Source organism: Brachybacterium sp. NBEC-018 (assembly GCF_024860185.1).
In the GTDB taxonomy this organism is placed as follows: Bacteria; Actinomycetota; Actinomycetes; order Actinomycetales; family Dermabacteraceae; genus Brachybacterium; species Brachybacterium rhamnosum.
Genome location: NZ_CP100650.1, coordinates 3,332,522 through 3,354,056, shown reverse-complemented (window position 1 = coordinate 3,354,056; position 21,535 = coordinate 3,332,522). Strand labels below are relative to the sequence as shown.

18 protein-coding genes are annotated in these 21,535 nt (G+C 74.5%); 11 read left to right on the top strand and 7 right to left on the bottom strand.

Annotated elements, in window-relative coordinates; translation table 11 throughout:
- Positions 1-209: 209 nt before the first annotated feature.
- Both NLU66_RS15225 and NLU66_RS15220 read right to left on the bottom strand, forming a co-directional pair.
- Positions 210-1,115 (bottom strand): MurR/RpiR family transcriptional regulator, encoded by a 906-nt coding sequence (locus tag NLU66_RS15225; RefSeq protein ID WP_259360458.1) that lies wholly within the window; start codon positions 1,113-1,115, stop codon positions 210-212.
- On the bottom strand, positions 1,112-2,065 hold the full coding sequence (locus NLU66_RS15220) for an N-acetylmuramic acid 6-phosphate etherase (RefSeq protein ID WP_259360457.1): 954 nt from the start codon (positions 2,063-2,065) through the stop codon (positions 1,112-1,114). The genes NLU66_RS15225 and NLU66_RS15220 overlap by 4 nt, the downstream gene beginning before the upstream one ends.
- Positions 2,066-2,398: 333 nt before the next feature.
- Between NLU66_RS15220 and NLU66_RS15215 the strand changes: the two genes are divergently transcribed.
- Positions 2,399-3,466 carry a BadF/BadG/BcrA/BcrD ATPase family protein gene (locus NLU66_RS15215; RefSeq protein WP_259360456.1) on the top strand — a complete coding sequence of 356 codons (1,068 nt, stop codon included), beginning with the start codon at positions 2,399-2,401 and terminating at the stop codon, positions 3,464-3,466.
- A 40-nt stretch (positions 3,467-3,506) separates the two neighbouring features.
- Here NLU66_RS15215 and NLU66_RS15210 read toward each other — a convergent pair whose 3' ends face one another.
- The gene (locus tag NLU66_RS15210; RefSeq protein WP_137771319.1) at positions 3,507-3,779 is read right to left on the bottom strand and encodes a 2Fe-2S iron-sulfur cluster-binding protein; all 273 of its coding nucleotides are present in this window, start codon (positions 3,777-3,779) and stop codon (positions 3,507-3,509) included.
- 124 nt (positions 3,780-3,903) lie between these two features.
- The gene (locus NLU66_RS15205; protein ID WP_259360455.1) at positions 3,904-4,311 is read right to left on the bottom strand and encodes a hypothetical protein; all 408 of its coding nucleotides are present in this window, start codon (positions 4,309-4,311) and stop codon (positions 3,904-3,906) included.
- Between the two features lie 178 nt (positions 4,312-4,489).
- On the opposite strand from NLU66_RS15205, the gene NLU66_RS15200 reads away from it, so the two are divergent.
- The 5 genes from NLU66_RS15200 to NLU66_RS15180 all read left to right on the top strand — a co-directional run bounded on the left by NLU66_RS15200 (position 4,490) and on the right by NLU66_RS15180 (position 13,000).
- On the top strand, positions 4,490-6,358 hold the full coding sequence (locus tag NLU66_RS15200; protein WP_259360454.1) for a serine hydrolase domain-containing protein: 1,869 nt from the start codon (positions 4,490-4,492) through the stop codon (positions 6,356-6,358).
- Positions 6,359-6,473: 115 nt separating this feature from the next.
- Positions 6,474-7,217, top strand: coding sequence for a response regulator transcription factor (locus tag NLU66_RS15195; protein WP_259360453.1), 744 nt, complete (start codon positions 6,474-6,476; stop codon positions 7,215-7,217).
- Positions 7,214-8,761 carry a sensor histidine kinase gene (locus NLU66_RS15190; protein ID WP_259360452.1) on the top strand — a complete coding sequence of 516 codons (1,548 nt, stop codon included), beginning with the start codon at positions 7,214-7,216 and terminating at the stop codon, positions 8,759-8,761. The genes NLU66_RS15195 and NLU66_RS15190 overlap by 4 nt, the downstream gene beginning before the upstream one ends.
- 279 nt (positions 8,762-9,040) lie before the next feature.
- Positions 9,041-12,340 (top strand): isoleucine--tRNA ligase, encoded by a 3,300-nt coding sequence (gene ileS / locus NLU66_RS15185; RefSeq protein ID WP_259360451.1) that lies wholly within the window; start codon positions 9,041-9,043, stop codon positions 12,338-12,340.
- A 231-nt stretch (positions 12,341-12,571) separates the two neighbouring features.
- Positions 12,572-13,000 carry a hypothetical protein gene (locus NLU66_RS15180; protein WP_259360450.1) on the top strand — a complete coding sequence of 143 codons (429 nt, stop codon included), beginning with the start codon at positions 12,572-12,574 and terminating at the stop codon, positions 12,998-13,000.
- A gap of 80 nt (positions 13,001-13,080) precedes the next feature.
- Here NLU66_RS15180 and NLU66_RS15175 read toward each other — a convergent pair whose 3' ends face one another.
- Positions 13,081-14,622: a WXG100 family type VII secretion target gene (locus NLU66_RS15175; RefSeq protein ID WP_259360449.1), complete on the bottom strand. Its 1,542-nt coding sequence runs from the start codon at positions 14,620-14,622 to the stop codon at positions 13,081-13,083.
- Positions 14,619-15,440, bottom strand: a complete 822-nt coding sequence (locus tag NLU66_RS15170; RefSeq protein ID WP_259360448.1) for a hypothetical protein — start codon at positions 15,438-15,440, stop codon at positions 14,619-14,621. Before NLU66_RS15170 ends, NLU66_RS15175 begins: the two co-directional genes overlap by 4 nt.
- Before the next feature lie 233 nt (positions 15,441-15,673).
- Between NLU66_RS15170 and NLU66_RS15165 the strand changes: the two genes are divergently transcribed.
- The 5 genes from NLU66_RS15165 to ftsY all read left to right on the top strand — a co-directional run bounded on the left by NLU66_RS15165 (position 15,674) and on the right by ftsY (position 19,871).
- The gene (locus tag NLU66_RS15165) at positions 15,674-17,044 is read left to right on the top strand and encodes a bifunctional folylpolyglutamate synthase/dihydrofolate synthase (protein WP_259360447.1); all 1,371 of its coding nucleotides are present in this window, start codon (positions 15,674-15,676) and stop codon (positions 17,042-17,044) included.
- Positions 17,045-17,046: 2 nt separating this feature from the next.
- Positions 17,047-17,502 (top strand): DUF4233 domain-containing protein, encoded by a 456-nt coding sequence (locus tag NLU66_RS15160; RefSeq protein ID WP_259360446.1) that lies wholly within the window; start codon positions 17,047-17,049, stop codon positions 17,500-17,502.
- A 76-nt stretch (positions 17,503-17,578) separates the two neighbouring features.
- Positions 17,579-18,004: a nucleoside-diphosphate kinase gene (gene ndk / locus NLU66_RS15155; protein ID WP_259360445.1), complete on the top strand. Its 426-nt coding sequence runs from the start codon at positions 17,579-17,581 to the stop codon at positions 18,002-18,004.
- 114 nt (positions 18,005-18,118) lie between these two features.
- Positions 18,119-18,337: a hypothetical protein gene (locus NLU66_RS15150; protein ID WP_259360444.1), complete on the top strand. Its 219-nt coding sequence runs from the start codon at positions 18,119-18,121 to the stop codon at positions 18,335-18,337.
- A gap of 91 nt (positions 18,338-18,428) precedes the next feature.
- Complete coding sequence (gene ftsY, locus NLU66_RS15145) at positions 18,429-19,871, top strand: signal recognition particle-docking protein FtsY (RefSeq protein WP_259360443.1); 1,443 nt, start codon at positions 18,429-18,431, stop codon at positions 19,869-19,871.
- Positions 19,872-19,931: 60 nt separating this feature from the next.
- On the opposite strand, the gene NLU66_RS15140 is transcribed toward ftsY, so the two are convergent.
- A complete protein-coding gene (locus tag NLU66_RS15140; RefSeq protein ID WP_416232164.1) occupies positions 19,932-21,305 on the bottom strand; it encodes an acetamidase/formamidase family protein in 1,374 nt (457 codons plus the stop codon).
- Positions 21,306-21,535 lie beyond the last annotated feature (230 nt).

Sequence of the window (21,535 nt, the reverse complement as noted above, 5' to 3'; positions counted from 1 at the left end):
GGGGTCGTTGGCACAGCAGAGGCTATGGGCACCACAGAAACAGTTGGCACCCCAGCGGCAATTGGCACCTCAGGGAGCATGCCGGGACGATCATGCTCCCTGTCGTGCCAATACTGGGCTGTGGCCTGTGGCCTGCGGCCCGTGGCCCGAGGCCCGAGGCCGTGAGTCGAGCCGTGGCCCGTGTGTCGGGAGCGCAGTCGGGGTCCGGCTCAGCGGCGGCGGCCGCCCCGGTCCAGGCGCCGCGCCGCGATCGCCTCGCGGGTGCGCTCGAGCGCCCTGCCCGCCTCCTCGTGATGCCGCTGCGCGACCGTCACGAAGATGATGTCCACGAGGGTCAGCTGCGCGAGGCGGGAGGCCGTCGCGCCGGAGCGGAAGGGCGACTCCTGGGCCGCGGTGAGCAGCGCATGGTCCGCGAGCGAGACGAGCGGGGAACCGGCGGTGTTGCTCAGCGCGACCGTCCGCGCCCCCGCCTCCTGCGCGATCCGCAGCGCGTCGACGACGTCGATCGTGTCGCCGCCGTGCGAGATGCCCACGGCGACGTCCCCCTCGCCGAGCAGCGAGGCGGCGGGCAGGCCTTCGTGGGCGTCGCTGTAGGCGGCCGCCCACAGACCGATCCGGGAGAGCTTCTGCTGGAGGTCCGTGGCGGCGAAGGCGGAGGCCCCCACCCCGAAGGTCGCGACCCGGCGGGCGGAGGAGAGCTGCTCCGTGATCGCGGCGAGCTCGCCGGTGTCCACGCGCTCGCAGGTCTCGGTCACGGCGCGGGAGTCCGCGAAGGCGATCTTAGCGATCACCTGGTCCAGGGAGTCGGAGGGGTCGATGTCGCGGTGGAGATCCGCGGACCCCCCGTTCGAGGCGTCGCGGCCGGAGGCGTAGGCGAGGTCCGCCCGCAGGGCGAAGCGCAGCTCCCGGTAGCCGGAGAAGCCGAGGTCCCGGGCGAGGCGCACGACGGAGGCGGGGGAGGAGTCCGCGGCCTCGGCGAGACGGTCGATGGACAGCTCCGCGGCGGCCGCGGGATCGGTGAGCATGACGTCGGCGATGCGGCGCAGCGCCCCCTGCATCCCGGGGGCGATCGCGCGCAGCGTCGTGAGCACCTGCTCGTGCCCGGCGGCGGTCATCGGCGCGCCTCCGTCAGCAGCGCGACGGCGGCGCGGATCCCGGCCGGGTCGCCCGCCCGCGAGGGATCGGGGGGCCGCGCGGCGGCGGCGTCCCGGGCGGCGGGGACCTCGGCCCCCGCGAGCAGGGCGACGAGGGCCACCCGGATCGAGCCCTCCGCCTCCTCGAGCACCTCGGCGGCGTGCTCGGGCGCCGCGCCGCTCGCCTGCACGAGCATGCGGACGCTGCGGGCGCGCAGCTTCTGATTGCTCGCCCGCATGTCGATCATGAGGTTCGAGTAGGTCTTCCCGAGCCGGACCATCGTCGCGGTGGAGAGGGCGTTCAGCAGCAGCTTCTGCGCGGTCCCGGCCTTCATGCGGGTGGAGCCGGTGACGACCTCGGGGCCGACGTCGGCGAGCAGGGTGTGATCGGCGAGATCGGCGAGCGGGGCCCGCGGGTTCGCGGCGATCAGGGCGGTGACCAGGCCCGTCTCCCGGGCGGCGGTGAGCGCTCCGCCTACGTAGGGCGTGCGGCCGGAGGCGGCGAGCCCGATCACGACGTCGCGGGGGCCGCACTGCTCGCGCACGAGCGCGGCGCCGTCCTCGGCGGAGTCCTCGGCGCCCTCGCCGGCGACGACCATCGCGCGCGGACCTCCCGCGAGGTGCGCGGTGAAGTGGTCGGGGCCCACGTTGAACGTGGGCGGGAGCTCGGCGGCGTCGAGCACGGCCAGGCGCCCCGAGGTGCCCGCGCCCACATAGTGCACCGTGCCGCCGGCGGCGATCGCGGCCACGCAGTCCTCGACGAGCGCGGCGAGGGGCGCGGAGAGCGCCTGCACGGCGGTGATCACGGCGGCGTCCGCCGCGAGGATCCTCGCGGTGAGCTCGGCGGCCGGCAGCGTGTCGAGGTCCTCGGTCGCCGGATTGCGCTCCTCGGTGGGGGAGGCGAGGTCCAGCAGCGACTGCCATGAGCTCATCGCAGGTCTCCTTCCGTCGCACGCACCGGGACGGGGCGCCGCTGCATGGTCGTGCCGCACATCATCGCGTGCCGGCCGTGCGGGGCGCGTGCTGTCCACGGGATGGTGCGTGTGCCTCCGGGTGGGGAGGCACGACGGTCGCCGGCGCGGCTCCCCGGGGCGGACGATCCTTCATGATGGTCACCTCCGGGACGGGGTGCGGCGCGCACGCGTGGCCGGCGACGGGACCGCCACCGTGCGGAAAGAACTTTCGGATGAAAGACTTCGCAGGAAAATAGCATGCGGGATCGGGGATCTCCAGGAGACACCCCCGGCCATGGACGAGGAGGCGCGATGGGCGGCGGGACGAGCCGGGGGAGCACGCTGCTGCTCGGGGCGGACGTCGGCGGGACCCACGCCCGCCTGCGACTCCACCTCCTCGATCCCCGCACCGGGGAGGCGGGGGAGGAGCTCCTGCGCCGCGCGGGGTCCGGGGCGAACCCCGGCTCCACGGCCCCCGGTGCGCTCGAGGCGCTGCTGGACCTCGCCGCCGCCGCGCTCGTCGAGGGTGCTGACCTCCTCGCCGGGTCGTCGCGGGCCGAGGGTGCAGGGCGTGCGGTGCGCGCGGTGGTCGTGCTCGGCATCGCCGGGGCCGGGCCGGCCCGGCACGAGCGGGTCGAGCGCGCCGTGCGGGAGGGGCTCGGGCAGCGGCTCGCCGCCCGCTCGCCGGCGCAGCGTGATCGGGACCTGCTGGACCCTGCGGACGTGCAGGTCGTGGACGACATGGTCACGGCCTTCGCGGCGGGCGGGACCGGCGGGGACGGTCTGCTCCTGCTCGCCGGCACGGGCGCCGCGGCGGTGCGCTTCGCGGGCCACCTCCCCGTGGAGCGGTCCGACGGGATGGGCTGGCTGCTCGGGGACGCGGGCTCCGCGGTGTGGATCGGCCGGGAGGTGCTGCGCGCGGCGGCCGCGGATCTCGACCGTCGCGGCCCCACCACGGCGCTGATGACGGCGGTGCTCGGGGAGCTCGGCCTCCCCGAGCCGGGGGAGCCGGGGGCGGGGGACGTGCGCCAGGCGATGATCGCGGCCGTCGACCCGCTCGCCCCGGCCGCCTGGGGGCGCTTCGCACCGCTCGCGAGCGGTGCGGCGGCCGCCGGTGACTCCGTCGCGGCGAGGATCCTCGAGGCGGCCGCGGAGAGCCTGCTCGGCACGCTCGACGCGGTGCGGGAGCGCGGGGCGGACGACGGAGGGGCCGTCGTCATGACGGGATCCGTGCTCGAGCGCAGCGCGTCGGTCCGCTCAGGCGTCCGGGCCGGGCTCGAGGCCCGGGGGCTGAGGGCGGTGACGGGAGCGGAACCCGTCCATGGGGCTCTCCGGCTCGCGGCCGAGCTCGCCGCACGTTCGGTGGGCGAGGCCCGCTGATCGCACCCCCGCCGGAGGGCCGGCGGGGATCAGCGGTGGATCAGACGTCGATCTCGATCTCGCCCACACCACGGGAGACGCACGTGGTCATCTGGGTGTCGTGCTCGTCGTCCATGAGGAACTCGTCGAGGTGCTCGACCTCGCCGGAGACCAGCGGCACGACGCAGGTGCCGCACACGCCGCCCTCGCACGAGTAGTCCATCGAGATGCCGGCGTCGAGGAGCGCCTGGAGCAGGGATTGGCCCTCGGCGACCTCGACAGTGACCCCCGACTTCAGGCACTTGGCGGTGAAGGGCTCTCCGAACAGCGACATCCTCGCTCCTTGATGGTCGATCCGGGCCCCGGCCGATGCCGGGCGCCGTTGCACCAGCATCCCACGCACCGCCCCTGCGTCGCAGGTGAGGATCACCTCACCCGCGGCGCCGCGCAGCACCGGATCAGGCCTCGAGCTCCTGCTCGCGCTGCGTCACGGCGACCTCGGGAGCGGCATCGACCCAGGCGGCCGCGCGCACGGGATGGGGGGCCTCCGCCGAGGCCGAGGGCGGCGAGGTGGCGAGCGTGCTCGGCTCGAGGGCCAGGGCTGCCGGCCCGAAGGTCATCACGAGCAGCGCGGCCGCGCCCAGAGAGGCGGCGCCGGCGCCGAGGGCGGCGCGGGCGAGGGTCGACATCGACCGTCCCCCCGGCTGCACGACCTCGGTGAGCGGGGCCTCGACGGCGTCGGCCACGGGCTGCACGTGCGCGCCGCCGGAGTGCGCACCCGCCGCGCGGGTGAGCGCGCGGGAGCTCGCGGGCATGTGGGCGGGAGAGGGGCGGAGCGGGGGGTCGGGCTCGCGCGGACTGCTCATCGGGACCTCCGGTGATCGGGGGACGAGGCGGCTGCCCCGTCGACGAGGACCATCGGACCGTCGCTACCTGTGGGGGCGCTGTGCGAGGAGGGCCGGTTCCCTGAGAACGGGCCGCACCGGGCGGGGCTGCGGGTGTGACGGTTGCCACATGGCAGGCTCCGCCCTACGGTGGGCGGGCATGACCTCCTCCTTCCCCCGTCGCACGGGCCTCATGGCCGCCGCCCTCGCCGCAGGGCTCGCCTCGCCCGTCCCCGCCCTCGCGATAGGTGACCCCTCGCCGCCCAAGCCGAGCCCGCGCGCCGCCGCCGCGGCCGCCGTGCCCGCCTGGGATCGCGGACGGCGCCCTGCCGGCCGCCACCCGTGGGACCGCCGACCGGGGCACTCCCTGCACCCCTCCTCACCGCACGCCGCCGGCCTCGACGAGGCATGGATCGAGAAGGTGCCGGAGATCCTGCGGGCCGCGATCGCCCAGGATCCGCCGCGCTTCGCCGGGGCGAGCGTGCTGGTGGCCGTCGGCGGCGGCATCGTCCTCGAGCACGCGGAGGGCGACGCCCTGCGCTGGGCGGACGCCAGCACCCCGCTCCCGGAGACCGAGCGGATCCCCGCCCGCACGGACACGATCTTCGACCTCGCCTCCCTCTCGAAGCTGTTCACCGCGACCGCCGTGCTCCAGCTCGTCGAGCAGGGCCGCGTCTCCCTCGAGGACCCGGTGGCCCGGCACGTGCCCCGCTTCGGCGAGAACGGCAAGCAGCAGATCCTCGTGCGCCACCTCCTCACCCACACCGGCGGGCTGCCCGCCTTCCTGCCGCTGTACAGCGACTGGCCCGACGAGGCCTCGCGCTGGGACGCGGCGCTCACCGCGACCCCGACCGCGCCCCCGGAGGAGGGCTATCTCTACAGCGACCTGGGCCTCATCGCGCTCGGCCGGATGGTGGAGGAGCTCAGCGGTCAGCGCCTGGACGCCTATGTGCACGACCACATCACCGCGCCGCTCGGCATGACGGACACGATGTACACCCCGGACGCCACCCTGCGCCCCCGCATCGCCGCGACCGAGTACGAGGAGTTCTACGGCGAGCTCGTGCACGGCCGCGTCCACGACGAGAACGCCTTCGCCCTGGGCGGGATCGCGGGCCACGCGGGCGTCTTCTCCACCGCGCGGGACGTCGCGGTCTTCGCGAGCATGCTGCTGGGCGGCGGGAAGCACCGCGGCGCCCGCGTGCTCGAGCGGGGCACCGTCCAGGACATGTTCACCGACCGCATCGCGGGGATCACCGGGGAGGGCGGGGCGCGGCGCGGCCTCGGCCCGGAGCTCGCCACCTGGTCCTACCACTCCGGGCTCACGAGCCCCTTCAGCGGCGCCCACACCGGCTTCACCGGCACCTCGCTCGTGATCGACCCGCTCACCGACACGGTGATCGTGCTCCTCACCAACGCCGTGCACCCCACCCGCGAGTGGTCCAGCACCAACGCCGTGCGGCGCGAGGTCTCGACCGCCGTCGCCCGCGCCCACGGCATCCTGCCCGCGGAGGCCGGATGGCTCGCCGGCCAGGAGGACGCCCGCACCGCGACGCTCACCGCCTCCGCCGACCTCCCGGCGGCGGCGGAGCCCGCGCGGCTCGAGGTCGAGCTCTTCGCCCACCTCGAGACCGCCTACGACACCCTGCGCATCGAGGCCAGCGCCGACGGCGGCGGCTCCTGGACGCCCCTTCCCGGAGTCCTCGAGCGTCGCGACCGCGACACGGGACGGCCCGTGGAGGACCTCGTCGAGGAGCGGATCGAGCTCCCGGACGGCGTCGTCACCGGCTGGGGCGGCCGCCTCACCTGGCGCGGCGGCTTCGACCTCGTCGACGCGGGCGGGACCGCGCTCGCCGGGGAGGTGCAGGTGCGCGCCGCCGTCACGACCGACAAGGCCGTCCGCGGTCTCGGCGCGCTCGTCGGCCGGATCGCGATCACGCGCGGAGGGGAGACCCTGCTGGACACCGACCGCGAGGCGGACGCCGCCGCCGTCAGCGCCGACGGCTGGGAGCGGGTCGAGCGGAGCTGAGGCCTGTGCGCGCGCTGTGGGGAGCGCCAGCGGTCCCTGTGACCTGGAGGATCGCCGGTGCCCCGGTCGCGATCGCCCAGTAGTCTCGGAGCAGCATCCCGCCAGGAGGTCCCCCGTGCCCGACAACGCCCTCGCCGCCCTCGCCGCGCTCCCGCGCCTCGAGCACCCCGACGGCAGCCCCGTCCGCGTGCTCGTCGTCGAGGACGAGCCCACGATCGCCGATCTCCTGCGCTTCCCGCTGCAGATGACCGGATGGGACGTGCACCTCTCCGGGGACGGCCTCGACGCCGTGCGCCAGGCCCGTGAGCTGCGACCCGACGTCCTCGTCCTGGACCGCATGCTCCCCGGGATCGACGGGGTCGAGGTGCTGCGCCGCGTGCGCGCCCTGCACCCCGACATCCCCGCCCTCATGCTCACCGCGATGGACGCCCCCACGGACCGCATCGAGGGCCTCGCCGCCGGGGCGGACGACTACGTCACCAAGCCCTTCACGATCGAGGAGGTGCTGCTGCGTCTGCACCGCCTCGTGCAGCGCTCCGGCGTCGTCGCCCAGGGGGCGGAGGAGCTCGTCGTCGGCGACCTCGTCATGAACGTCGACACCCACGAGGTGACCCGCGGCGGGGAGGTCGTCCCGCTGACCGCGACCCAGTACCAGCTGCTGCAGTACCTCATGGAGAACCCGCAGCGCGTGCTCTCCAAGGCACAGATTCTCGAGGCGGTGTGGAACTACGACTTCGGCGGGCAGGCGAACATCGTCGAGCTGTACATCTCCTACCTGCGCAAGCGGATCGACGCGGGCCGGGATCCGATGATCCACACGGTGCGCGGCGCCGGGTACGTCCTCAAGCCCGCCGGATGAGGCGCCGCCCGCTGACCCTCCGCACGCGGCTCCTCGCCCTGCTCGCCGCGACCGTCGCCGTGGTGTGCCTCGCGATCGGGGTGATCGCCCACGTCTCCGTGCGCGGCCAGCTCTACGACGAGCTCGACGGCCAGCTCGAGCGGGCCGCCTCCCGGGCGCTGGTCCGGGAGGGCGTGGTCACCACCCCGCAGGAGGGACCGGACCCCTCCGGCCTGCCCTCCGCGCCGACGGGCGGTGACCCCGGCAGCGGTGAGTACGAGCTGACCGTCGCCCTCGAGGACGGCGAGGTCACCTCCGCCACCTGGCGCGACCAGTCCGGGGACCTGAAGGACCTGGGCGCGGAGGACCTCTCCACGCTGCGCACGGCCCTCGCGGACCTCGAGCCCGCCCCGATCGGCTCGACCGGTCACGACGGACGCACCACCGTGTCCCTGAGCATCGGGACCTACCGGGTCCTGCTGACCGACGGCGGCTCCGGGTCCGGAGGCTCCGACGACGGCGGCGCCGGAACGGGAGGCTCCGACGCCGGCGCGGACGCCACCGCGATCGCGACCGGGCTGCCCGTGGACCCCGTCCGCGAGACCCTGCTGCGCCTGGACCTCACCCTCCTGATCGCCACCCTCGCCGCGCTCGCCGCCGCGGGGATCGGCGGCTCCGCCCTCGTGCGCCGCACCCTGCGCCCGCTCGACGGCGTGGCCCGGCTCGCGGGGGACGTCGCCCGCACCCCGCTGGACCGCGGCAGCGTGACCCTCACCGAGCGGGTCCCCGAGCGCTACGCCGTCCCCGGCACCGAGGTGGGGGAGGTGGGCCGCGCCCTGAACCACCTGCTGGACAACGTCGATGGCGCGATCGACACCCGCCACCGCAGCGAGGAGCGCATGCGCCGCTTCGTCGCGGACGCCTCCCACGAGCTGCGCACCCCGCTCACCGCGATCCGCGGCTACACGCAGATGCTGCGGCTCACGGAGGACCTCACCGAGCAGGGCGGGCGCTCCGTGGACCGCCTCGACGCGCAGTCCGCGCGCATGACCTCGCTCGTCGAGGACCTCCTGCTGCTCGCCCGGCTCGAGGAGGACGCCCCGCGCCAGCACGAGGAGGTCGACCTCGGCGAGATCGCGCTCGAGAGCGTCATGGACGCCCGCGCGACGGCCCGCGAGCACCGCGTCGACGTCCACGTGCCCGACGCCCCCGTCACCGTCCGGGGCGATGCCCGCCAGCTCACGCAGGTGATCGTCAACCTGCTCTCCAACGCCCGCAAGCACACCCCCGCCGGCTCCCACGTCTCCGTGCGACTGCGGGTCGAGGGGGAGCGGGCGGTGCTCGAGGTCGCGGACGACGGCCCCGGCATCGACCCCGAGATCCTGCCCGACGTCTTCTCCCGCTTCACCCGCGCCGACCGCGCCCGCTCCGGGAGCGAGAACACGACGGGCCTGGGGCTGTCGATCGTCCGCGCGATCGCCGAGGCGCACGGGGGCACCGTCGAGGTCGCCTCCCGGCCCGGCCGCACCGTGTTCACCCTGTCTCTTCCCCTCGGCGCGGGATGACCGGGCACGGCGCCGCGCGTACACTGGCGCGCATCGGCACCGACCCGGCCATCACCGGAGAGCCGCGGGAAGAACAGTGCACCGGCCCCGTGCCGCGCGCCCAGTAGAACCCGCCGGGACCAGCCCGTCACAGCTGAGGAACAAGGGGGCGCCCCGCACCGGCACGACCGGCGAGGGACGCCAACCGAGGTGGTACCGCGCCACCGGCCCCGCGCCGGGAGCGTCCTCGGGCAGCAGAAGTCCCGCCGCCGCCCCCTGTGCTTCCTCGGAGGTCCCCCCATGGTCTACCCGGTCTCCGGCGACCCGCTCGTCCCCTCGCCGAACCTGCCCGCCCTGGAGAACACGATCCAGGAGTTCTGGCGCACCGACGACACCTTCCGCGCCTCGATCGCGCGCCGCGAGGGCGCCGAGGAGTTCGTCTTCTACGACGGCCCGCCCTTCGCCAACGGCCTCCCGCACTACGGGCACCTGCTCACGGGCTTCGTCAAGGACGTCATCCCGCGCTTCCGTACCATGGACGGCCTCAAGGTCGACCGCCGCTTCGGCTGGGACACCCACGGGCTCCCCGCCGAGCTCGAGGCCATGCGCGAGCTGGGCATGACGGAGAAGGCGGAGATCGAGGAGATGGGCGTCCAGGCGTTCAACAACGCGGCGCGCTCCTCCGTCCTGAAGTACACGAAGGAGTGGGAGGACTACGTCACCCGCCAGGCCCGCTGGGTCGACTTCGAGAACGACTACAAGACCCTCGACGTCTCCTTCATGGAGTCCGTGCTGTGGGCCTTCAAGACCCTCCACGACAAGGGCCGTGCCTACGAGGGCTATTACGTGCTGCCCTACTGCTGGAACGACCAGACGCCGCTGAGCTCCCACGAGCTGCGCATGGACGACGACGTCTACCAGGACCGCCAGGACCAGACCGTCACCGTCACCTTCCCGTTCGTCGGCCAGAAGGCGGAGGAGCTCGGTCTCGCAGGCGTCAAGGCCCTCGCGTGGACGACGACCCCGTGGACCCTGCCCACGAACTTCTCCCTCGCCGTGGGTCCCGAGCTCGACTACGCGGTCCTGCCCGCCGGCCCGCTCGGCGCGGCCGACGGCACCGCCGCGGGCGAGGGCCGCTACCTGCTCGCCGCGGCGCTCGTCGGCGCGCACGCCAAGGAGCTCGGCTACGCCGACGCCGAGGAGGCCGTCGCCGCGATCGAGCCGCGCACCTACCGCGGAGCCGAGCTCGAGCACATGGCCTACGAGCCGCTGTGGACCGTCTACTCCGAGGACCGTGAGCAGTGGGGCACGCAGAACGCGTGGATCGTCACCGTCGCGGACTACGTCTCCACCGACGACGGCACCGGCGTGGTCCACCAGGCCACCGCCTACGGTGAGGTCGACCAGCAGGTCAACGCCGAGTACGGCATCCCCGTCATCGTCTCCGTGGACGACGGCGCCCAGTTCCTGGACTACTTCCGCGGCACGGCCCTCGACGAGATCGCCGGGCTGCAGGTGTTCGAGGCGAACCGCCCGATCATCCGCATCCTGCAGCGGCAGGGGCGACTGCTGCGCGAGCAGTCCTACGTGCACTCCTACCCGCACTGCTGGCGCTGCCGGAAGCCTCTGATCTACAAGGCCGTCAGCTCCTGGTACGTGAAGGTCGCCGACCAGCGCGAGCGCATGCTCGAGCTCAACGAGCAGATCGACTGGGTGCCCGGCAACGTCAAGCACGGCCAGTTCGGCAAGTGGCTCGAGGGCGCCCGCGACTGGGCGATCTCCCGCAACCGCTACTTCGGCTCGCCGATCCCGGTGTGGAAGAGCGATGACCCGAACCACCCGCGCGTCGAGGTGTACGGCTCCCTCGCGGAGCTGGAGGAGGCCTTCGGGACCCTGCCGCGCGACGAGCACGGCGAGGTGAACCTCCACCGTCCCTACATCGACGAGCTCACCCGCCCGAACCCGGACGACCCGACGGGCCGCTCCACCATGCGCCGCATCCCCGAGGTGTTCGACGTCTGGTTCGACTCCGGGTCGATGCCCTTCGCGCAGGTGCACTACCCCTTCGAGAACACCGAGTGGTTCGAGTCCCACAACCCGGCGGACTTCATCGTCGAGTACATCGGGCAGACCCGCGGCTGGTTCTACATGATGCACGTGCTCTCCACGGCGCTGTTCGACCGCCCGGCGTTCACCTCGGTGATCTGCCACGGCATCGTGCTGGGCGAGGACGGGCAGAAGATGTCCAAGTCCCTGCGCAACTACCCCGACGTGCGCGAGATGTTCTCGACGTACGGGGCCGACGCCATGCGCTGGTTCCTCATGTCCTCGCCGATCCTGCGCGGCGGGAACCTCGTGGTCGACGAGCCGAAGATCCGTGAGGCGACCCGCCAGGTGGTGCTCCCGCTGTGGAACGTCTGGTACTTCCTCGCGCTCTACGCGAACGCGGCGGGGGAGAAGGACGCCGAGGGCCGGCCCACCGGGTACACCGGCCGGGAGCGGTACGAGTCCGACGACGTCATGGACCGCTACCTGCTCTCCCGCACCGGGGACCTCGTGCGGGGCGTGCGCACGTCCCTGCGGGAGCTCGCGATCGCGGACGCCGCCGAGCAGATCCAGGACCACCTGGACATGCTCACCAACTGGTACGTGCGCCGCTCGCGCGACCGGTTCTGGGAGGGCGACGAGCAGGCGATCGACGTGCTCTCGACCTGCCTGGAGACCCTGCTCCGGGTCGCCGCCCCGCTGCTGCCGATGGTCACCGAGGAGATCTGGAAGCAGCTCACGGGCGGCCGCTCCGTGCATCTCACGGACTGGCCGGACGACGCCCTCTTCCCGCGGGACGAGGCGCTCGTGGCGCAGATGGACGACGTCCGCGCGATCGCGAGCGCCGGCAACGCGGTGCGCAAGAAGGAGGGCCTGCGCGCCCGTCTCCCGCTCGCGGAGCTCACGGTGGTTTACCAGGATCCTGCGTCCCTCGAGGCGTTCGCCGAGATCCTCGCCGACGAGCTCAACGTCAAGGCCGTGCGGCTGCTCGACGCCTCCGGCGACGAGGCCCGCGAGATGGGCGTGGAGCAGCGGCTGAGCGTCAATGCCCGTGCGGCCGGGCCGCGTCTCGGCAAGCAGGTGCAGGTCGTCATCAAGGGCGCGAAGAGCGGGGACTGGTCCCAGGCGGAGGACGGCACCGTCACCTCCGGCGGCATCGACCTGGTCGAGGGCGAGTACACCCTGGACCTCGTCGCCGGCTCCGGCTCCGCGACGCAGGGCCGGGCGATCGGTGTGCTCCGCGGCGGCGACTTCCTCGTGCTCGACACCGAGGTCACTCCGGAGCTCGAGGCGGAGGGCACCGCGCGCGACGTGGTCCGTGCGATCCAGCAGGCGCGCCGCGAGGCCGGGCTCGACGTCTCCGACCGCATCGCCCTCACGGTCGCCGGGGACGAGGCGGTCGTCGCCGCGGTCTCCGCGCACCGCGACCTGGTGGCCGGCGAGGTGCTCGCGACGCAGCTCGAGGTGCCCGCCGATCCCGCCGCGGGCGCCCATGCCGCGACCGAGAAGGTCGCGGGCGGCACGGTGACCGTGTCGGTGGCGCTCCTGTCCTGAGCGACGGTCCCCGAGAGCCCCGCGCCGCACCCCGGATGGGGTGGGGCGCGGGGCTCTCCCGTTCGGGGGCTCTCCGCTCGGCGCCCTCCCGTCCGTCGCGGGCCGCCGAGCGGAGACCTCGTGCGCGGCGGACCCGGCGGGCAGCGCGGTCGTCCACAACCTCGGACCGGCCGCGCGCGCGGCGGGCCGGGGGATGCGATGCTCGGACCAGGACCGGACGAGGAGGCGATGATGGTGGCACGACGCGGACTCCTGGGCGGCGCCGCCACGGCGGCGGCGCTGCTGCTGAGCGGATGCGGCCTGGGGAAGGGCTCGCTCGAGAAGGCGCTGAACCGCGCCGCCGAGGACGTCGACGGCGTGACCTCCGCCGGCCTCGAGGTCGGCTTCGAGGCCGAGTTCCGCCGGTACGTGCGCGGGAGCGTCGAGACCTCCGCCGCGTCCTCGGAGGAGGCGCTCGAGGTCTACGGCGCGGTGATGGCGGCGATCGTCGCCGCGGCCTACGAGCACAGCGGTCGCGAGGAGCAGCGCGACCGGCAGGCGGGGGAGATCACCTTGCTCGACGCCTCGGGCGCCGAGTACGACATGTGGGACCTGCGCCCGGAGCTCGAGGCCGAGCGCGGGCGCCTCGACGGGGTGCTCCTGTCCGACTTCGAGGGCTGAGCGCCCGCGTCCCCCCTGCGCACGGACTGTGCCCCGGCGCCGTGCACGGCTCCCGGGCACGCGCCACGTGCCGCCCGTTGTCACGGCTCCCCGCGTCCCACCGTCACGACCTGGGAGGAGAGCACCTCCGTCCCCTCGCCGAGGTACGTGCCGGTGAGGTCCCGCTGCAGCGCCGAGAGCGTGGGATCGCCCGCGGTCGCCCGGCCCACGCTGCCGGCGTAGCCCAGATCGGGGTCCCGCCCCGGCCCCACCGTGTCGTGGTTCCGCTCGAGCACCGGCACCGGGTTCCAGCTCGTGCCCGGGTACGGGTCCAGCGTCACCTCGTGCCGGTTCGGCGCCGTGAGGTGCCCACCGTCGACCTGCAGCCCGCCGAGGTCCGTCTCCGCGATGAGGTCGCCGCCGAACCCGCCCGCGCCGAGCGAGGCCTCATGGCCCACGTTCACGCTCTGCGTGCCGGCCTGGGCGGGGACGACGGTCTGGATCGGGGAGCCGACGGAGAAGGTGTGCGTGACGTCGTAGGTGCCGGGCGCCCCGCTCGCGCTGTTGAACGTGGGATCGGCGGCCAGATGGCTGGCGATGATCCCACCCTGGGAGTGGCCGACGATCATGACCTCGGCGCCGTCCGGCACCTGCACCGCGGTGAGCGCGGCGCGCACGTCGTCCATCGCGGCCGGGTCCTGCCCCGCGACGAGGCGCAGGTTCGATCCCCAGTCGCGGGAGTTGCCCTGGCCGCCGTAGGCGCCGGGGACCTCGGTGATCCCGGATCCCTCGGTGGGCGGGACCTGCACGAGGTAGACGCTCTCGCCGCCGTCGGCCGGCCGGATCCGCTGGATCCCGATCTGCCCGGCCTCGACGGCGGCCGCGCCCCCCGGTCGCAGGGCGTCGTTCGCGACCACGAGGTCCTGCAGGGTCCGCGGTCCCTCGTCGGGCAGCGGCTCGGTGCGGACGTCCGTGACGATGCCGCCGGGGCGGTCGTCGAGGAACGGGGTGTCCTGCCCGGTCGCCGCCTCGTAGAGGCCGACCCCGGCGGATCCCGCGGTGAGCAGGGAGGCGGCGCCCAGCTCGGCGAGGGTGGGCACGCGCTCGCCGGTCACCCAGTCCTCGAGGATCCCGCCCAGGTGGTCGGCGTCCCGCTGGAACTGCGCGATGCCCTCGGTGCGCACCCCGAGCATGTCGAGCCCGCCCTCGAGCAGGTCGATGCCGGCATCCCACCCGTGCCCCAGGGCCTCGGAGGCGGCGCCGGCGAGGTCCGGGAGGAGGCCGTCGCCCTCACCCGTGCCCGCGCCCGGACCGTCCGTCCCGGGACCAGGCGCGCCCGGTGACCGGGGCGCGTCCTCGCCGGGCAGCCCGGCGTCGCCGCGGGAGGCGGCGTCCTGGGCGTCGGCCTCCGCGAGCGAGCGGAGCGACCGCGCCGAGAGCTCCTCGCCGAGGTCGCGCAGGCGCGTCGTGGCCACGTGCTCCCAGCGCTCCCGGAAGGCGTGGGCGTCCTCGCCCTCCCAGGCGACGGCGTGCACGGCGGCGTCGAGCCGGAGTCGGATCTGCTCGACCTGGGCCGAGGAGTCCTGCAGGTGCCGGGCATGGTCGCGCACCTGCGCGGTGTCCATGCCGCAGAACGCGCTCATCGCCGTTCACCCGAGGTCGGTCCGGCCGTCGCTGCGGCGGCGAAGCGCACGCCCTCCTCGATGACGGCCAGTAGACTGCCCGCCACGTCCCCGTCGCCCACGGGGAGGACCGGGCCGAGAGGAGCGTCGCTCGCGTCGGTGCGGTACAGGCCGTGCTCACCGCGCACCCACAGCCGCGACCAGCTGACCGGCCCCGCGAGGGCGCGGTGGCGCGGGTCGTGCAGCGTGAGGGAGGCCGCGAGCCGAGGGCCCCGCGCGGTGAGCGCGTCCCGCAGCGGGACGGGGAGATCATCGAGGGAGCCGAAGGCCACCTCCGGGGCCACGCCGCGGGCGAGGGACTCCCGGGCGCTCGCGACCTGCTCATCGGTCAGGCGCAGCGCCTCCTCCTCGCGTCCCACCTCCTGCCGGGGCACGGACGGGGCGATCCCCGCCCGGGTGAGCAGGGCGGTGATCCTCTCGGGGAGCACCTCGAGCGCCGCTTGCTCCAGGAGCGCGGGCCCCGCCCCGTGCGACGTCTCGAGCGTGATCCGCTGCGGGGCGAGCGCGACCCGCAGTCGACGCGTGCCCTCATGGTCCGTCACGGCGAGCACGAGCAGGGCCCGTGCGGTCAGCTGCGCGGTGATCAGCGCGAGCTCCCCGGGCGAGCCGGCGCCGGCGCTCGCCCCGGTCGGTGCCGTGCCCGGGGACGGGGACGCCGGGGCAGGGTCGCCGCGACGGTCCAGCAGGGCCCGGTACACGGGGTGGAGATGCTCCGGAGGGACGCCGCCGGCGACCGCCCGGGCGGCGGCCTCCTCGAGCGTGACCTGCAGCTGGCTCATCGTGCGCCTCCTCGCTCCCGACCCGGGCGGTCCCGGGTGCTGTGCTCCCGGCCGAGGCTACGGTCGCGCCCGCCGTCGACCCATGGGGAGAACTCCCCGTGTGGACACAGGGGCGATGGGGAGGAACGGCCGCGGGGTCCGCCTCGTCACACGGCCGGTCCCGCACCGCCGGCGGCCGGGGCCGCCCTCGTAGACTGGCGGGCGTCCCGCTCAGCCGTCGAAGGAGCCCCTCCGTGCCCCCGAAGTCCCATCGGGTCCTCTCTCCCGAGCTGCGCGAGGTCTACGCGGCGCTCCTCCGGCGTGCCCCCGAGAACCGCATCGAGCCGGACCTCTCCCGCATCCGGAGGGTCATGGAGCTCATGGGGGACCCGCAGCGCTCCTACCGCACCGTGCGCATCGCCGGCACGAACGGCAAGACCACGACCGCGCGGATCCTCGAGCGGATCCTCCGCGAGGCGGGGCTGCGCACGGGCCGCACCACGAGCCCGCACCTGCACTCCCCGGCGGAGCGGATCGCGATCGACGGCGAGGCGATCGACGACGAGGGCTTCGTCCAGGCCTACGAGGACGTCCTGCCCTTCGCGCTGATCGTGGACGAGGAGTCCGCCGCGGCGGGCGGCCCCCCGCTGACCTTCTTCGAGTACCTCACCGCCATGGCGTTCCAGGCCTTCGCCTCCGCCCCCGTGGACGTGGCCGTCGTCGAGACGGGCCTCGGCGGGACCTGGGACGCGACCGGTGTCGCGGACCCGGACGTCGCCGTGATCACCCCGATCGGCCTGGACCACCAGGAGTACCTGGGGGACACGATCGAGCTGATCGCGGGGGAGAAGGCCGGGATCCTCACCGAGCGCGCCATCGCCGTGCTCGGTGCGCAGGTCGAGCCCGAGGCCATGGACGTGCTGCGCGAGCGGGTCACGGAGCTCGGCGCGGAGGCCGCGGTGCAGGACGAGCAGATCGGCGTCATCGCCCGCACCCCGGGCGTGGGCGGCCAGATGCTCACGATCCAGGGCATCGCCGGTCGCTACGAGGAGGTGTTCCTGTCGCTGCTCGGCGAGCACCAGGCGAGCAACGCGCTGCTCGCGGTCGCCGCCGCGGAGGCGCTGCTGGGCGGGGGGACGATCCCGCTGGACGGCGAGATGCTCTCCGCCGCGCTCTCGACGGTGACCTCGCCGGGACGCGCCGAGGTCGTGCGGCAGTCGCCCACCACGATCGTCGACGCCGCCCACAATCCCGCGGGCGCGGAGACCCTCGTCGCGACAGTCCGCGAGAACTTCCGCTTCACCCGCACCGTCGGCATCGTCGGCATCCTCCAGGAGAAGGACGCCGAGCAGATCCTCGCCGTGCTCGAGCCGCTCCTGGACCAGGTCGTCGTGACGGCGTCCTCCTCCCCGCGCGCCATCCCGGCCGACGTCCTCGCCGACCTCGCCCGGGACGTGTTCGACGACGAGGACCGGGTCGTCGAGACCGCGAGCCTGCCCGACGCGATCCAGCTCGCGGTGGATCTCGCCGAGCAGGAGGGCGACCAGTTCGGCGGCATCGTCGTCGCCGGGTCGGTGACCCTCGCCGCCGAGGTCCGCGAGCTGCTCGGCGCGGAGGGGGAGTGACCATGGCCGACCGCACCGCCGGGGCGCCGCGCCGCTCCCCGCTCGCCGCGCTCGCGCCCTCGGGGCGCGCGCACGGCGCCCAGCGCATGTTCGCCGCGACGACGCTCACCGTCGAGGCGGTCGTCGTCTTCTTCGCCGTCCTCGTCGCGCACCAGCTGGTGCCGGACGAGCGCGCCCTCACCTGGACCTGGGGCCTGCTCACCGTGCTCGCGCTCGTCGCGTGCGGCGGTCTGCTGCGACGCGGCGCGTGGCCCTACCTGCTGGGCGTCGTGCTGCAGGTGCCCGTCATCCTGCTGGGGCTCCAGGTGGGGCTGATGTGGGTGGTCGGCACCTTCTTCGCCCTGCTCTACGTCTACGGCCTCGTCGCGGGGCACCGCTTCGACGCGGAGAAGGACGCCGTGGACGCCCGGGTCCTCGCCGAGCGCGGGGCCGACGGCGCCGAGGACGCCGACCGCTGAGCTCCGTCGCCCCGGCGCCCGGCGTCGGGGGAGGGGCGTCGGCCGTCCCGGTCCGCGTCGCCGGTACCCTGGTGCCATGACCGCACAGCGCACCCTCGTCCTGCTCAAGCCCGACGCCGTCCAGCGCAGCCTGCGCGGGGAGATCATCCGCCGCATCGAGGCGAAGGGCTACGACATCGTCGCCCTCGCCCAGCGCACCGCCACCGCCGAGGAGCTCGCCGCCCACTACGCCGAGCACGAGGGCAAGCCCTTCTACCCCGGCCTCGTGGAGTACATGGGCGCCGCCCCGCTCGTCGCCCTCGTCGTCGAGGGCGTCGAGGTCATCGCGGGCTTCCGCTCCCTCGCCGGGGCGACCAACCCCACCGCCGCCGCCCCGGGGACCATCCGCGGCGACCTCGCCCGCGAGCAGGACCTCCCCGTCATCCAGAACCTCGTGCACGGCTCCGACTCCGAGGAGTCCGCCGCCCGCGAGATCGGCATCTGGTTCCCCGAGCTGGGCTGATCCGAACCGTCCCGGGCGCACCCGCGCCCTCCGCGCGATGAGAACTCCGTCGCACTGCGCCGCGCCCGCCCGGATCTCCCGGTCATGGGCGGGTTCGGCGTGCACAATGTGGGAATGACCATGACGCTGGTGACCGTCGTCTTCCTCCTGGTCGCCCTGGTGGTGGCCCTGGTGATCCTCGCCGTCGTCGCGCTGCCCAACCTGCGCGGTGACCGCGACGGGGATCCTGCCGCCTATTTCCAGGCGAGCGCGGAGCGCCGCTCCGCCGCGCGACACAGCTCGCGCACCTCCCGCACGGACGTCTCCGAGCGCTCGGGGACCGCGGATTCCTGATCCCGGGTCCGGGACGTCTCCCGGGGACCGCCGCCTAGACTGGCCGCTGGCCCGCCGCTTCGACCGGCTTCCCCGACCTCGGAGGTGACCCGTGGATCCGAACGACATCCTCGCCCTGATCGCCGGAGGCGGTGGCGCCTTCCTGGTGATCGGCGCCGGCGCCTGGGCCGTGCTGCGCGGCCGCGGCGGCCGAGGCCGCGACGCCGGCACGGACGACCAGCAGGGCCCCGAGGGCACCTCCTCCTCGACCGGTGCGCCGACCGCCACGAAGGAGCGCCCCGCGGCGCCCACCTGGGCGGACACGCTCTCCGCGCCGGCCGAGCCCGCGGCGCCCCCCGCCGCCCCCGCCGAGGACGCCCCGACCGCCGAGTCGCCCGAGCAGGCCGCCGCTCCGGCGGGCGACGAGACGACCCGCGCCGACGAGCCCACCGCCGCGGAGCCCGCGACGACCGCCGCCGAGCCCGATGCCGCGGAGCCCGCCGAGCAGGAGCCGGCAGACGGGACCGCCGAGGAGGCCGCCCCGGTCGAGGACGTCGCCGGCACCCCCACCACCGAGCGCCCGTCGGTCGCGGTCATCGAGACCCCCGAGGCCCCGCAGGACCGCATGGTCCGCCTCCGCGACCGGCTCTCCCGCTCCGGATCGATCGGCCGCGGCATCCTCGGGCTGCTCACCCGCTCCACCGTCGACGAGTCCACCTGGGACGAGATCGAGGAGACGCTGCTGCTCGCGGACCTCGGCCCCGACGCGACCGACGAGCTGCTCGCGAACCTCCGCCGCCGTATCCAGGTGCTCGGCACCGAGGACCCGGCCGCCGTGCGCGAGGTGCTCCGCGAGGAGCTCGTGGGCCTCGTGGACCCCCAGCTGGACCGCCGGATCGCCGCGACCGTGCGCACCGCGCCGGACGGGGAGACGGTCCCCTCCGTCATCCTCATGGTGGGCGTCAACGGCACCGGCAAGACCACGACCGTCGGCAAGCTCGCCCGCGTGCTCGTGGCCGCGGAGCGCAGCGTCGTCCTCGGCGCGGCGGACACCTTCCGCGCCGCCGCCGCGGACCAGCTCGCCACCTGGGGCTCCCGCGTGGGCGTGGACACGGTGCGCTCGGACAAGGACGGCGCCGATCCCGCCGCCGTCGCCTTCGACGCCGTGAAGCAGGGCATCGACCAGGGCGTCGACGTCGTCATCATCGACACCGCGGGGCGCCTGCAGAACAAGAAGGGCCTCATGGACGAGCTCGGCAAGGTGCGCCGGGTCGCGGAGAAGGGCCTGCACGGCGACCAGGTCGCCGAGGTCCTGCTCGTCATCGACGCCACCACCGGCCAGAACGGCATGCAGCAGGCGCGCGTGTTCTCCGAGGCCGTGAACATCACCGGCATCGTCCTCACCAAGCTCGACGGCACCGCGAAGGGCGGCATCGTCGTCAACGTGCAGCGCGAGCTCGGCGTGCCCGTGAAGATGGTGGGCCTGGGCGAGGGGATGGACGACCTCACCCCCTTCGACACCTACTCCTTCGTGGACGCCCTGCTGGGCGACTGAGCCACGGATCCGGCGAGGGCCGGTGCGCACCGCAGGGTGTGCACCGGCCCTCGCGGCCGTTCAGGAGAAGTGCGCCTTGGGGATCACGCCGTGCACGCCCACGGTGCGGTCCACGACCTGCGAGAGCGTGAAGTCCGCGGCGGCGGAGAGGTACGCGTAGGCGGTCGCCCGGTCCATGCCGCGATCCTGCTCGAGGAAGTCCAGGGCGTTGACGACGGCGGTGCGCATGGCCACGTCCAGGTCGCTGCCCTGGCCGTCGGTGCTCCCGTCGGGGTCGGAGAGCCCGATCGGGATCCAGGCGTCCGCGGTCTCCGCGAAGGGGTAGCGGTGCGCGACCGAGGGCGCGTCCCCGGCTCCCTCCTTGCAGACGGTCAGGCGGAAGGTGCCCCGCAGGGAGCCCTCCATGGCCGTGAGGGCGACCTCGCCGTCGCCCATCGCATGGTGCGGGTCGCCCACGTAGAACAGGGCCCCCTCCGTGTGCACCGGGAGGTAGAAGGTGGAGCCCTCGCCGAGCAGGCGGATGTCGATGTTCCCGCCGCCCAGGGTGGGCGGGATCGAGTTCGCCGTGGGATCGGTGGGGGAGGAGGCGTCGGAATAGGCGACGCCCATCATCCCCATGAAGGGGCGCAGCGGGAACCGGGCGGAGCCGCCGTCGAAGTCCATGACACCGCGGCCGTCCTCGATGCGGGTGAAGGTCGAGACGTCACCCCAGTCGGCGGGATCGGGCCGGTCCCGGGCATCGGTGCCCAGCGGCGGCATGACCTGCTCCGTGGTGATGCCCTCGGGGGCGCCGCCGTCCTTCGTGGAGCCGAGCGCCCCCTTGCCGTGGCGGCTCGAGACCACGCCGTAGGGCACGCGCGGCGTCGCCTCGAGCGTCTCGATCTTCAGCACGTCGCCCGGCTCGGCGCCCTCGACGAAGACGGGGCCGGTGACGACGTGGGGCCCGTCGAGCACGAAGTCGCGCGGGGTGCGGTCGTAGTCCGCGGCGATCGCGACGGCGTCCTCGAGCACCGAGCTGCGCTCCACGCCGTGGCCGCCGAAGTACGCCAGCGGGTCGCGGCCCTGGTCCTCGAGGATGCCCTCGTGGGAGACGGCGTCGATCGTCACGGTCGTGCCCGAGGCCATCTGCAGCACGGGCGCGGTCGAGGTGGTGGGCACGTAGCCCCAGAGCACGGAGTCGGGCTCGGAGGGCAGGTAGTGGTCGCCCGCGATCTCCCCGGAGCCGGGCTGGAGGATCGACCCGGCGCCCGTCCCCGAGGCCGTGGCCGTCGGCGTCGGGGTCCCGGTGGAGGGGGCGCACGCGCCGAGCAGCGCCGAGCTGCCTCCGATGAGCGCGCTGATCGCCATGAGGCGTCGTCGGCCGACCCCTCGCTCGACGACCTCGGCGGCGTGGCGCCCCGGGATGCTCGTGTCCAGGCGGGTGCTCGTCTCCACGGTCTGCTCTCCTCATGACGGGTCGCCCCGCCGGTCCCGGCGGGGCTCCTCGACGCTAGGGAGCCGTCGGAGGCCGCTCCCGCGCGGTCCCACGGAGCGGATCGCCGGATCACGGAATGATCACGGCGCCCTCTCGGCATAGGCGAATCTCGGCAGTGCTCACACCATGAGACACACGACCGATCCGGTCGGACGGGGCCGTGCGCAGGCGCGCCGGCACCGCCCACTGA

What these genes read in the sequence shown, in the direction of transcription:
- NLU66_RS15170 (WP_259360448.1), bottom strand. Translation starts at nt 15,440, where the DNA reads ATGAGCCAGCTGCAGGTCACGCTCGAGGAGGCCGCCGCCCGGGCGGTC.
- NLU66_RS15215 (WP_259360456.1), top strand. Translation starts at nt 2,399, where the DNA reads ATGGGCGGCGGGACGAGCCGGGGGAGCACGCTGCTGCTCGGGGCGGAC.
- NLU66_RS15225 (WP_259360458.1), bottom strand. Translation starts at nt 1,115, where the DNA reads ATGACCGCCGCCGGGCACGAGCAGGTGCTCACGACGCTGCGCGCGATC.
- ileS (WP_259360451.1), top strand. Translation starts at nt 9,041, where the DNA reads ATGGTCTACCCGGTCTCCGGCGACCCGCTCGTCCCCTCGCCGAACCTG.
- NLU66_RS15160 (WP_259360446.1), top strand. Translation starts at nt 17,047, where the DNA reads ATGGCCGACCGCACCGCCGGGGCGCCGCGCCGCTCCCCGCTCGCCGCG.
- NLU66_RS15190 (WP_259360452.1), top strand. Translation starts at nt 7,214, where the DNA reads ATGAGGCGCCGCCCGCTGACCCTCCGCACGCGGCTCCTCGCCCTGCTC.
- NLU66_RS15200 (WP_259360454.1), top strand. Translation starts at nt 4,490, where the DNA reads ATGACCTCCTCCTTCCCCCGTCGCACGGGCCTCATGGCCGCCGCCCTC.
- NLU66_RS15205 (WP_259360455.1), bottom strand. Translation starts at nt 4,311, where the DNA reads ATGAGCAGTCCGCGCGAGCCCGACCCCCCGCTCCGCCCCTCTCCCGCC.
- NLU66_RS15180 (WP_259360450.1), top strand. Translation starts at nt 12,572, where the DNA reads ATGGTGGCACGACGCGGACTCCTGGGCGGCGCCGCCACGGCGGCGGCG.
- NLU66_RS15150 (WP_259360444.1), top strand. Translation starts at nt 18,119, where the DNA reads ATGACCATGACGCTGGTGACCGTCGTCTTCCTCCTGGTCGCCCTGGTG.
- NLU66_RS15220 (WP_259360457.1), bottom strand. Translation starts at nt 2,065, where the DNA reads ATGAGCTCATGGCAGTCGCTGCTGGACCTCGCCTCCCCCACCGAGGAG.
- NLU66_RS15175 (WP_259360449.1), bottom strand. Translation starts at nt 14,622, where the DNA reads ATGAGCGCGTTCTGCGGCATGGACACCGCGCAGGTGCGCGACCATGCC.
- NLU66_RS15210 (WP_137771319.1), bottom strand. Translation starts at nt 3,779, where the DNA reads ATGTCGCTGTTCGGAGAGCCCTTCACCGCCAAGTGCCTGAAGTCGGGG.
- ndk (WP_259360445.1), top strand. Translation starts at nt 17,579, where the DNA reads ATGACCGCACAGCGCACCCTCGTCCTGCTCAAGCCCGACGCCGTCCAG.